Origin of the sequence: Enterococcus sp. AZ197, assembly GCF_050556405.1 — a bacterium.
In the GTDB taxonomy this organism is placed as follows: Bacteria; Bacillota; Bacilli; order Lactobacillales; family Enterococcaceae; genus Enterococcus; species Enterococcus faecalis.
The window spans coordinates 1,835,743-1,848,430 of the sequence record NZ_CP187873.1 but is presented as its reverse complement, the minus strand read 5'-3'; the positions used below and the strand labels follow the sequence as shown (position 1 = coordinate 1,848,430).

The following is a 12,688-nucleotide window of genomic DNA, read 5'->3' as shown; positions in this document are numbered from 1 at the left end:
ATTACTCTTAAAGCTAGAACTTACCTATGTTTGTATTTTTTTAGGGAAAGTCAATATATTTGCTTCATATAAAACGTGTTATTTAATTCACGATTTTTTGTTGAAATATCGGGTTTTTTTCTTTTTTTAGCTAATATAATGTGTTACTTTTTGATTATAAGGAGAAACGGAAAATCGTACGTTAAAAAAAGTTGTTGTAGCTAAATAAAGAAAGAATTGAAGGTTGAAAAGTATTTTATGGAGGTGGATGTTGAGAAACAATTAGTAATTGTAAAAGTTGTTTGAAGATGATTTGTTTAAGTAAATGAAAAGAACGAAGGAGAATGTAAATGAATAAAGCAGTTAAAAATTTTGTGAGTTACCTTATGATTACCATGCTGTTTATTTTAAATTTGTTACCAATGATGAACGCGTTTGCTCAAGAAGTAACAAGTGATGCTGAGAAGACTGTTGAAAAAGACGGGCTCAAAGTAATAGGGAAAATAGAAGATACATCGTCTCAAGAAGATATTAAAACGGTCACTTACGAAGTAACAAATACACGAGATGTACCGATCAAAGATCTCATTTTAAAACAAAAAAATACCAATGATAGTCCAATCAAATTTGTTTTAGATACTTTAAGTGAAGAGCGAGGACCTACGTCTTTAGAAGAACAAGCAAAGGTTGAAACAAATGAGAAAGATCAAACAACCGATATTAAACTGCTTAACCTTCAACCAAATTCGACAAGAAAGATTACCATAAATGGGCAAATAACTACAAAAGCGTCGAGCAAGTTATTGGCCAGCGTACTAATAGAAGATAATGAAAAAGGAACACTAGTAATTGATTTACCTAGTAAAGATATGCTAGCAGATAAAGAGTTTGTTTCGAAGGAAAAACAGGAAACTTCAGAAACAAAAGGAGAAAATCAGGCAAGCGAAACAGCCTCTTCTACAAATGAAATGACCGCAACTACTAGTAACGAAACAAAGCCTGAAGCAGGAAAGTCGACAGAAAGTATTCAAGAGACAGCACTAACGCAGGCTACCGAAAGTCCTGAGCAACCTCCATTAAAGGCGCAACCTACTGGTCCGTTAGTGCCACCAACACCTGGTCGGGGGTTTAATACACCGATTTATCAAAGCGTTCATAAAGGAGAACTTTTTTCAACGGGAAATACCAACTTAAAAATTGCGAATGAAAATACGGCGGCTGCACAAACATTTTTAAACACACGGGGAGCAAGTAGTGGTTATGCAATTAACAATTTTCCTTTAGAATTTGCAGATGTTGACAATGATCCAAATACGTATAACTCTAGTCGGGCTTATATTGATTTAAATGGTGCAAAAGAGATTGCTTGGGCGGGCTTATTTTGGAGTGCATCTAGATATAAAGGCCCTGCTTACGGAACAAATCTTTCTGATGAAGAAATTAGTGCACCAGTTCAATTTACAACACCAAATGGAACCGTACAGCGTGTTTCGCCCCAAAGGTACCATCGTATCGATCAAGATGCAACAAACCCAGGACAACGTTTCGGGTACAATAACACTGGATTTTCTAATTATGCAGATGTAACTTCAATTTTACAAGGGGATAAAAGTGCGACAGGGAGTTATACGTTGGCAGATATTCCTATGACAAGTAGTTTAAATGGTCAATATCAATATTATAACTTTAGTGGTTGGAGTTTGTTTGTTGTTACAAAGGATCAGGCAAGTAAGTCAAGAGCTTTTAGTATTTACTATGGAGCACGTGGTAATGCTGCTGGAACCAATAATGAATTTACTATGAGCAACTTTTTAACAGCAAAACAAGGAAATCTTGATCCAATTGTGACCTGGTTTACTGTTCAAGGAGATAAATACTGGACTGGAGACAACGCACAAATTAAAAATAGTGCAGGAACTTGGGTAAATATTTCGAACACGCTCAATCCAGTTAACAATGCTATGAACGCAACTGTGACAGATAACGATGAACATATGGTAGACAAGTATCCAGGGAAATTTGCGCCGGATCATCCTAATTTTTTAGATATTGATATCGATCGTATGGCAATTCCCGAAGGTGTTTTAAATGCTGGACAAAACCAAATTAATTTTAGAACAACAAGTAGTGGTGACGATTATTCTACGAATGCGATTGGTTTTGCTGTAAACGCAGAAACGCCTGAATTTGAAATTAAGAAAGAAATTGTGGAACCAAAAGAAACTTACAAAGTTGGTGAAACAATCACGTATCGTGTCTCACTAAAAAATACAAAAGCTGATTCTGAAGCGATAAATTCAGTCTCGAAGGATGCACTAGATGGTCGCTTAAATTATTTGCCAGGCTCTTTAAAAATTATTAGTGGACCAAATTCTGGTGAAAAAACGGATGCTTCAGGCGATGATCAAGCTGAATATGATGAAACCAATAAACAAATTATAGTCCGTGTCGGCAATGGTGCAACTGCTACACAAGGAGGTAGCTACAAAGCTGATACAGCTGAAACAATTTACGAATTTAAAGCGCAGATAAATGAACGAGCAAAAGCAAATGAATTAGTGCCTAATAGCGCAACCGTTGAGGCAGTAGATATTTTAACATCTGCAAAAGTCAACGAAACTTCTAATATAGTAGAAGCGAAAATTGCAGACGAACAAGTAACTGGCAAATTAACCGCAACAAAAACCGTTAATAACGCTAAACCAAAACTAGGCGAAACTATCGAGTACACCATTAGCTTCCGCAACACTGTCGAAAATGGCGTCTTAAACAAAGTAGTTATCACAGACCAACTACCAAAAGGACTGACGTATGTCAAAGATAGCCTAACAAGTGTCGGTGATGAACCAAAACCAACCAGCTTGAAAGAAGCTAATGGCACAATCACAGCGGAATACCCAAGTATTACAGATACGAAAGAGCGGAGTATTCGCTTCAAAGTGATCGTTAACGAAGAAGCCAAAGCGGGCGAAACAATTCTCAACAAAGCCAAAGTAGATGACACAGTTAATCCACCCGAAGAACCAGAGGTACCCATTACGCCCGAAGAACCAATCACACCTCAAGTAAAAGAAGGCAAATTAACCGCAACAAAAACTGTTAATAACGCCAAACCAAAATTAGGGGAAGAAATCGAGTACACAATCAGCTTCCGCAACACCATCGAAAACGGTGTCCTAAACAAAGTAGTTATCACAGACCGACTACCCAAAGGACTGACGTATGTCAAAGATAGCCTAACAAGTGTTGGAGATGAACCAAAACCAACCAGCTTGACAGAAGCCAATGGCACAATCACAGCGGAATACCCAAGTATCACCGATACGAAAGAGCGGAGTATTCGCTTCAAAGTGATCGTTAATGAAGAAGCGAAAGCGGGCGAAACAATTCTCAACAAAGCCAAAGTAGATGACACAGTTAATCCGCCCGAAGAACCAGAGGTGCCCATTACGCCCGAAGAACCAATCACACCTCGAGTAAAAGAAGGCAAATTAACCGCAACAAAAACTGTTAATAACGCCAAACCAAAACTAGGCGAAACTATCGAGTACACAATTAGCTTCCGCAACACCATCGAAAATGGTGTCCTAAACAAAGTAGTTATCACAGACCAACTACCAAAAGGACTGACGTATGTCAAAGATAGCCTAACAAGTGTTGGAGATGAACCAAAACCAACCAGCTTGACAGAAGCCAATGGCACAATCACAGCGGAATACCCAAGTATCACCGATAAGAAAGAACGGAGTATTCGTTTCAAAGTGATCGTTAATGAAGAAGCGAAAGCGGGCGAAACAATTCTCAACAAAGCCAAAGTAGATGACACAGTTAATCCGCCCGAAGAACCAGAGGTGCCCATTACACCCGAAGAACCAATCACACCTCGAGTAAAAGCAGGCAAACTAACCGCAACAAAAACTGTTAATAACGCCAAACCAAAACTAGGCGAAACTATCGAGTACACAATTAGCTTCCGCAACACCATCGAAAATGGTGTCCTAAACAAAGTAGTTATTACAGACCAACTACCAAAAGGACTGACGTATGTCAAAGATAGCCTAACAAGTGTCGGTGATGAACCAAAGCCAACCAGCTTGAAAGAAGCTAACGGCACAATCACAGCGGAATACCCAAGTATCACTGATACAAAAGAGCGGAGTATTCGTTTCAAAGTGATCGTTAACGAAGAAGCGAAAGCGGGCGAAACAATTCTCAACAAAGCCAAAGTAGATGACACAGTTAATCCGCCCGAAGAACCAGAGGTGCCAGTGGTACCAGAAGCGAAAGAAGGCAAATTAACCGCAACAAAAACCGTTAATAACTCTAAACCAAAACTAGGGGAAGAAATCGAGTACACAATCAGTTTCCGCAACACCATCGAAAACGGCGTCCTAAACAAAGTAGTTATCACAGACCAACTACCAAAAGGACTGACGTATGTCAAAGATAGCCTAACAAGTGTCGGTGATGAACCAAAACCAACCAGCTTGAAAGAAGCTAACGGCACAATCACAGCGGAATACCCAAGTATCACCGATACGAAAGAACGGAGTATTCGTTTCAAAGTGATCGTTAACGAAGAAGCCAAAGCGGGCGAAACAATTCTCAACAAAGCCAAAGTAGATGATGGCATCAATCCACCAGAAGAACCAGAAGTGCCCATTACGCCTGAAGAACCAGCGAAAAATAAAAAGGAAACAAAAAAAGTTGTTACAGACCAGAACAAACCTACAAAAAATAGTAAAAATGAAATTGCCATAAACAAGAAAGAAACGTCTAAATCATCCTATTTACCAAAAACAGGAGAAAAAGTCCAAAAAATATTTGCGTATCTGGGTGTAGGACTGATCTTAATTGTATTAATTCTCTATGTTATAAAGAGAAACAAAGAAAAAGAGGAGTAAACAAAATCGATTGTTTTAGAACGACTAATTAGCTGAAAATTTAAGAGTTGACGACATAAGTCAAAATGACCTATGTCGTCAACTCTTTTTGATTTATAACAAGAAATCCAACATATTGTGTGTGCATAAAGGCAAATAGAAAAATAGTAGTGAAATAGCTAGTAATAATAAAGAACCAGCTTGCATTAAAACTGCAAAAAAATAAACTACAATTAAACGAATTGCTCTAGTGTTTTTTACGGATAAAATTCAAAAATAGTCCTCCTCAAAAATAATTAGAGGATATCCTCTGTGAAACTATCAAGTTCTCAGATTTTATAAAACAAATACACGCTAGCAAAATCGCTTTATGAGTGAGGTTTAGCCAATTGTTTTTAAGGTTCTTAAACAGTTGTAAAAAAAATATCAGATAAACGTTTTCACAAAGAACAGTCATTTCGGTAAATTTTTACCTTAAAATGACACAAAATCTATAATTTGTTTCTCAAATCCTATAATTTGTTCCTTAAAAAGATATTATGAAAACGCTATTATATTTATGAAAGGAGCGAAACGAATGAAGAAGAAAAACGGGTTTTTTCAAAATGTATGGCGTTATAAGGCCTTAATCCTTATGGCGTTACCAGGATTTATCTGGTTTATATTTTTCTTCTATATACCAGTCTTAGCCAATGTGGTCGCATTTAAAGATTTTCATATTTCACCAGATGGTTTCTTAGCTAGTCTAAGAGAAAGTCCTTGGGTTGGTTTTGAAAACTTTAAATTTTTATTTGCGTCAAAAGATGCTTGGTTAATTACTAGAAACACCATTTTGTACAATGTCGTCTTTTTAGCCTTTAACTTATTCTTCGCGATTGCTTTTGCTATTATTATGAGTGAATTAAGAAATCGTCGCTTGGTTAAAGTTTATCACACGATGTCATTGCTACCATATTTCTTATCTTGGATGGTTATTAACTATTTTGTTTATGCCTTTTTAAGTCCAGATAAAGGGATTTTGAATCAATGGATTACTGGTAATGGCGGCACAATGATTAACTGGTATGCAGATCCACGTTGGTGGCCAGTAATTTTTGTCTTCCTAAATGTTTGGAAGAGTCTAGGCTACAACAGTATTATCTACTATGCTTCTGTGATGGGGATTGATCCGACATACTATGAAGCAGCGATGGTAGATGGTGCCAACAAATGGCAACAAATAAAAAATGTTACGATTCCACAAATTTTACCAATGATGTCTGTTTTATTAATTTTAAACATCGGCGGTATCTTCAGAGCAGACTTTGGTTTGTTCTACATCGTACCAAGAAACTCAGGTGCGCTTTACAATGTGACAAGTGTGTTAGATACCTATATTTACAATGGCTTAACGGCTACTGGTGATGTAGGCATGACGGCAGCTGCAGCGTTATATCAATCTGTCGTTGGGGCATGTTTGTTATTAATTGCGAATTTAGTTGTTCGTCGAATTGAACCAGATTCAGCACTATTTTAGGAGGAAGGATTATGAAAAAGAAAAAAGTCACTAGCGTTAACGTTCGATCCTTCAACCCGACAGCGAATTTGATTTTCAATATTGTCATTGCGATTTTTGCTATTTCCTGTGTGGTTCCGTTTTTCTTTGTTATTATGATTTCATTGACAAGTGAAGGATCATTAGCAGCAAACGGCTACCGGTTTTGGCCAAAAGAATTTTCATTGGAGGCCTATCGTTACATTTTCCAAGGGGCAATGAGTCAACGCATTATTCATGCCTTAGGGGTAACGGTCTTCATTACGGTGACAGGGACGATTGTCAATGCAACAATGACGTCATTATATGCCTATGTCATTTCTCGTTCCAACTTTCCATTTAAAAAATTCTTTACATTGTTTGCGTTAATTACAATGTTATTTTCACCAGGGATGGTTGCGAACTATTTAGTAATGACAAACTTATTGCAATTGAAAGATACAATTTGGGCGTTAATTTTGCCTTTAGCTTTAGGACCATTTAATATTTTAGTGATGCGAACGTTTTTCAAGAAAACCGTGCCTGACAGTATTATTGAATCGGCACGTATTGATGGCGCAAGTGAAATGCGCATTTTTGTCAGCATTGTGTTACCGCTAGCCGTTCCAGGGATTGCCACAATTAGTTTATTTGCGGCTTTGGGTTATTGGAACGATTGGTTCAATGCATTACTTTACATTCAAAAAGATACCTTGGTACCATTACAGTATTTATTGATGAAAATTCAAAACAACTTAGAGTTCTTATCGAGAAGTACGGATATGGGTGCAGCAGCACAAGAAGGGTTAGGCGTTCTACCAAGTGAATCGGCTCGAATGGCGATTGTTGTCTTATCTACGTTACCAATTGCGTTAACTTACCCATTTTTCCAAAAATATTTCGTGGGTGGTTTAACAATCGGCGGCGTGAAAGAATAAAATTGTACAGGAGGAAATAAGGAATGAAAAAATGGCAAAAAGGATTAGCCGTAGCTGGCGCAGCAGCTTTAGCTGTAGGACTAAGCGCGTGCGGTAAATCTTCAAAAGATGCAGCGTCAAAAGGTGATGATAGTACACCAACGTTATTAATGTATCGTGTTGGGGACAAACCAGATAATTATGACCAATTAATCGATAATGCGAATAAAATTATCGAGAAAAAAATTGGGGCAAAATTAAAAATGGAATTTGTTGGTTGGGGCGATTGGGACCAAAAAATGTCAACAATCGTTGCTTCTGGTGAAAGCTATGATATTTCATTAGCACAAAATTATGCAACGAATGCACAAAAAGGCGCCTATGCTGATTTAACTGATTTAGCACCTAAATATGCAAAAGAAGCCTATGATCAATTGCCAGATAACTATATTAAAGGAAATACGATCAATGGAAAACTGTATGCGTTCCCAATTTTAGGTAACTCTTACGGTCAACAAGTTTTAACTTTTAATAAAGAATATGTCGATAAATACAATTTAGATATTAGTAAAGTCGATGGTAGTTATGAAAGTGCAACGGAAGTTCTAAAAGAATTCCATAAAAAAGAACCAAATATTGCTGCTTTTGCTATCGGCCAAACATTCTTTGCAACAGGTAATTATGACTTCCCTATTGGTAACCAATATCCATTTGCAGTAAAAACAACTGATACTGGCTCACCAAAAATTATTAACCAATATGCCGACAAAGACATGATTAATAACTTAAAAGTTTTACATCAATGGTATAAAGATGGCTTGATTCCAACAGATGCTGCTACAAGTACAACACCATATGACTTAAATACCAATACTTGGTTCATGCGTCAAGAAACACAAGGACCTATGGATTATGGTGATACAATCTTAACACAAGCTGCTGGCAAACCACTTGTTTCTCGTCCACTAACAGAACCATTAAAAACAACATCACAAGCGCAAATGGCTAACTATGTTGTTGCAAACACGTCTAAAAACAAAGAAAAAGCTGTTGAATTGTTAGGTTTATTAAACAGCAATCCAGAATTGTTAAACGGACTTGTTTATGGTGAAGAAGGCAAACAATATGAAAAAGTTGGCGATGATCGTGTGAAATTATTGAAAGATTACACACCAACAACTCACTTGAGTGCTTGGAACACAGGAAACAACTTAATCATTTGGCCAGAAGAATCTGTCACTGAAGAAATGGTTAAAGAACGTGATAAGAGCATCGAAGAAGCAAAAGATTCACCAATTCTTGGTTTTACTTTTGTAAATGATAAAGTGAAAACTGAAATCACTAACGTTGCTACAGTTATGAACCGTTACGCAGCAAGCTTAAATACAGGAACTGTTGATCCAGAAGAAACACTTCCAAAATTAATGGATGACCTAAAAACAGCTGGCTGGGATAAAGTTCAAAAAGAAATGCAAACACAATTAGACGAATATATCCAATCTCAAAAATAATCACAGGAGGCTGAGGCATTAGCTGAGCGCTTTTGGCTCAGCCTTTTACATAATAGAAAGGAAGAGGAAGATGGAAAGTACAGGGATTCAACGGTTGTTTTACCTTTCCTGGACAGTAATCAAACTAAATTTACTGTTTGTTTTATTTAGTTTAGCTGGAGGGATTATTTTTGGTGTTGGTCCAGCACTCCAAATGATGACTGATTTCATTTTGGAAGAGGGTATGAATTATCAAGCAATTACCGTTAAACGAGCATTTGAATCATGGAAAGCACATTTTAAAAGAAGTAACTGTTATTTTTTACTTTTTCTCTTCACTTTAGGATTTGTTTTTTATAATATTTATTTAGCCGTTCAATTTACCGGAATAATGTGGTTAATTATTACATTTATTTTATTTTTTGTTTCCCTAATACTCGTTATTTTTTACATTTATATGCTACTATATGAAGGAAGCTATTTTATCTCAACTATTGATTTAATGAAGCTTTCATTTATCAGTATCTTTTTAAACCTCGGTGTATTTTTTAAAGTCTTATTCGGTGTAATTAGTATCGTTGCTTTAACTTGGAAAATGAAAGGACTGCTACTATTTGCTTCGTTTGCCTTAATTATGATGTGGTGTGCCTATGTCACGCGTAAAAATCGCCAGTTTATTGATGGAAAGTTGGAACAAAATGAAGCGAATCTTCAAAAAACTGTTTAAAAAAAAATATTTATTAAATCGATTAGTACAAAAATACAGTCTACTGTTAACAAGTATTATTTTGTTAACGGTGGCTGCTTTGTGCGTTTATGTTACTTATACAATTAACTTATCAATTGATTCACAAAAAAATAACGCCGTTTCCCAAATTGACAGCTATGTAACGAATAAAAATAATGCGGCGACGAATATGATTAATGAATTAGCTGGCTCTGCAAGTAAAATTGAAAACATGCGAAAATATATGGAACTTTCTCCTCCTGAGTATTTTGACTATACTTACAGCCAATGGTCGGAAGATCGGGTCAGTACCCACTTTGGAAATAATTTAAGTACATTATTTAGCACCTTTCCTGACTTAGAAGAAGTGATTATTCGCTTAGATGAATTTGATCAGGTTTTGTTCGCCAATCGCACAGCTACAAATGGGAAAAAAATGGATATGTCATCAATTAAAAAACATGGCTTTCAACTAATGCGAATTATCTCCGATCCTTATACAGGACAACCGCTGGGAGAGTTGTACACTGTGTTTTCAAGTCAAGAGTTGCTAGGCAACCAAGCAGACTTATTGAAAAAATCAGGTATTAATGCGTTTATCTATGATAGTGCTGGAAATCAAATTTTTTCTGAAAAAGCACAATTTACCAAAGAAGAAGAGCGGCAACTAGATAAAAGAATGCACACCGATAGTGACATTCAACAGGTTTTTCATAATCGCTACGATATTACGGAAATAGAAAGCAGTGGCCGGAGTACCATTCTCTTATTAACAAGCCGCCGAGTCTTATTTCAACAATTGTTTATGAATTATGCGGCCATTTTAGGGATTGGGTTACTTTTGATTGTTATTTTATTAGTGGGCTTAAACCGCCTGTTTAAACGCTATTCTCAACAAGTCCAATTAATTTTAGAAGCGACACGAGCCATTGGCGATGGCAATTTAAAAGAACGAATTGACACGAATCAAGTTCAGGAAGAATTGAATGATATTGCTTCTGCGATTAATTTTATGGTAGACAGTTTAGATCAATACATTCACGATATTTATACTTTAGAAATTAAGCAACGCGATGCCCACATGAGAGCATTACAGTCGCAAATTAATCCTCATTTTCTTTATAATACGTTGGAATATATTCGCATGTATGCCTTGAGTCGGCAACAAGAAGAACTAGCTGATGTTGTCTATGCTTTTTCAACGTTACTTAGGAATAATATTAACCAAGAAAAAACCACGACCTTGGCAGAGGAAATCTCATTTTGCGAAAAATATGTGTATTTGTATCAAATGCGTTATCCCGACCAATTTGCCTATAAGTTCGAAATAGAAGAAGCAATTGCTGATGTTGAAATTCCTAAGTTTATCATTCAGCCGCTTGTCGAAAATTATTTTGTGCATGGAATTGACTATCAACGACAAGACAATGCTATCAAGGTCCACGCCTACCGAGAAGGCGAAAAAATTATTGTGGCTGTTGTGGATAATGGAAAAGGAATTACCGCCAATCGGTTAGAGGAAATTCGCGAACGTTTAAATCAAACAGAAATAGACACGGAACAATCCATTGGGTTAAGAAATGTTCATGAACGTTTACAACGCTTTTTTGGGGAGAGTTATGGTTTAACCATTGAAGGGAAAGAAGGAGAAGGGACGACAATTCGTCTTTCGTTTGTAGCATAAGGGGTGAAAAGATGTATCGAGTGATGTTTGTTGATGATGAATATATGATTTTAGAAGGCTTAAAATGGATTATTCCTTGGCAAGAGTTAGGCTTTGAAATTGTTAAAACAGCGCGTAGTGCGCAAGAAGCATTGGCTTTTTTAGAAACAGAATCCATTGATGTTTTATTAACAGATATTACGATGCCAGAAATGAGCGGGATCGAATTAATTGAGCAAGCAAAGAAAAAAGGACATCAATTTATTAGTTTAATTTTATCAGGTTATCAAGAGTTTGATTACGTCAAAAAAGGCATGGCTTTGCAGGTCCAAGATTATCTTTTGAAACCAGTCAATAAGCAAGAACTATTAGCCAATATCCAGAGAATTAAAACAGAATTGGACCAACAAAAAAAATCCCATGCCCGCGTGCGTCTATATCTAGAAAATGGCTTGATGCGTTGGCTTAATGATGAAATCAGCGAAGGGGAATACGAAGAGTTAATGCAGCAATTTGCGACTATAAAACCAGGTGATTTTACCGTTTTATTGGTTGAAGCTGAGATGCCATTTTTAGAAACAATCAAGGAACTATTTATGAAAAAAGGCCAACTGTTATTCATTGAAAGTTGGATGAGTACGTACCACCAATTGTTACTTATCTATAAAGGGGCCAGACAAGAAGCGTTCTTATTTATTCGTGAAATTGAAGCGATTCTAGCTGGTCAAGGTCAGATTTTTGTAGGGGAATCTGTGAATGAATGGGAAACGGTTTATGAAAGTTATGAGAAAGTAAAACAGTTGCAAGCAATTGAAACGTTCTATCAAGAATTTCTGCCAAATAATCAAAAAGAACAAATGAATCGTTCGGCAGAAGATTTTACTTTCCTAGCGTTTAACCAAGCCTTGATGATTGGGGATATGCAGACCATTCAACGGGAATTAGATGCCATTTTCAATCAGTTAAGTCAACAACACGCTACGCCAGAATATGTACGCTATGTAGTCTTCTTACTTTTTTCAGATATCTCCCGTCAGTATCCAACTGTGTTAGAAGAAAACTATGAAAAAATCGTGGAAGAAATTCGAGCTAGCAACAATCTTAATACACTGTATGCGTTAATGCAGCAAGTCTTGGCAGAAGTGAAAAATAAACCTAAAATAAAAAAATATTCAGAAAGTGTTAGCCAAGCTGTAGAAAGAATTGAACAAGGCTATTTAGAAGAATTAAACTTAAAAACGGTGGCGGATGAGCTTCATTTGAACCCTAGTTATTTAGGCCAAATTTTCAAAAAAGAAACCAAGCGAAGTTTTTCTCAATATTTGAATCAAGTGCGTACCAAACATGCCCAGAAATTATTATTGTACACGGATGATACAATCAACGAAATTTCAGAAAAAGTAGGATTTAACAATACCAACTATTTTTCAAAAATGTTTAAAAAATTAAATGGAATTACCCCAAAAGAATTTCGAGAGCAATACCAATCAAATTACGCAGGTGTCGAAGAATAAAA

General features: G+C 36.4%; 7 protein-coding genes. All 7 read left to right on the top strand.

The window, feature by feature from the left end; translation table 11 throughout:
* Positions 1–329: 329 nt before the first annotated feature.
* On the top strand, positions 330–4,883 hold the full coding sequence (locus IGK82_RS08945) for an isopeptide-forming domain-containing fimbrial protein (protein WP_430605084.1): 4,554 nt from the start codon (positions 330–332) through the stop codon (positions 4,881–4,883).
* Between the two features lie 538 nt (positions 4,884–5,421).
* On the top strand, positions 5,422–6,378 hold the full coding sequence (locus tag IGK82_RS08940; RefSeq protein WP_002356852.1) for an ABC transporter permease: 957 nt from the start codon (positions 5,422–5,424) through the stop codon (positions 6,376–6,378).
* A gap of 11 nt (positions 6,379–6,389) precedes the next feature.
* Positions 6,390–7,313, top strand: a complete 924-nt coding sequence (locus tag IGK82_RS08935; RefSeq protein ID WP_002359877.1) for a carbohydrate ABC transporter permease — start codon at positions 6,390–6,392, stop codon at positions 7,311–7,313.
* 23 nt (positions 7,314–7,336) lie between these two features.
* Positions 7,337–8,803: an ABC transporter substrate-binding protein gene (locus IGK82_RS08930; protein WP_002359878.1), complete on the top strand. Its 1,467-nt coding sequence runs from the start codon at positions 7,337–7,339 to the stop codon at positions 8,801–8,803.
* A 70-nt stretch (positions 8,804–8,873) separates the two neighbouring features.
* A complete protein-coding gene (locus tag IGK82_RS08925; protein ID WP_002362905.1) occupies positions 8,874–9,509 on the top strand; it encodes a YesL family protein in 636 nt (211 codons plus the stop codon).
* On the top strand, positions 9,463–11,193 hold the full coding sequence (locus IGK82_RS08920; RefSeq protein WP_002398203.1) for a sensor histidine kinase: 1,731 nt from the start codon (positions 9,463–9,465) through the stop codon (positions 11,191–11,193). Before IGK82_RS08925 ends, IGK82_RS08920 begins: the two co-directional genes overlap by 47 nt.
* An 11-nt stretch (positions 11,194–11,204) precedes the next feature.
* Positions 11,205–12,686 (top strand): response regulator transcription factor, encoded by a 1,482-nt coding sequence (locus IGK82_RS08915; RefSeq protein ID WP_002359882.1) that lies wholly within the window; start codon positions 11,205–11,207, stop codon positions 12,684–12,686.
* Positions 12,687–12,688 lie beyond the last annotated feature (2 nt).

Bases quoted from the DNA above. Each gene is read 5' to 3' on its own strand.
- IGK82_RS08915 (WP_002359882.1), top strand. From the start codon at position 11,205: ATGTATCGAGTGATGTTTGTTGATGATGAATATATGATTTTAGAAGGC.
- IGK82_RS08935 (WP_002359877.1), top strand. From the start codon at position 6,390: ATGAAAAAGAAAAAAGTCACTAGCGTTAACGTTCGATCCTTCAACCCG.
- IGK82_RS08945 (WP_430605084.1), top strand. From the start codon at position 330: ATGAATAAAGCAGTTAAAAATTTTGTGAGTTACCTTATGATTACCATG.
- IGK82_RS08920 (WP_002398203.1), top strand. From the start codon at position 9,463: ATGGAAAGTTGGAACAAAATGAAGCGAATCTTCAAAAAACTGTTTAAA.
- IGK82_RS08940 (WP_002356852.1), top strand. From the start codon at position 5,422: ATGAAAGGAGCGAAACGAATGAAGAAGAAAAACGGGTTTTTTCAAAAT.
- IGK82_RS08925 (WP_002362905.1), top strand. From the start codon at position 8,874: ATGGAAAGTACAGGGATTCAACGGTTGTTTTACCTTTCCTGGACAGTA.
- IGK82_RS08930 (WP_002359878.1), top strand. From the start codon at position 7,337: ATGAAAAAATGGCAAAAAGGATTAGCCGTAGCTGGCGCAGCAGCTTTA.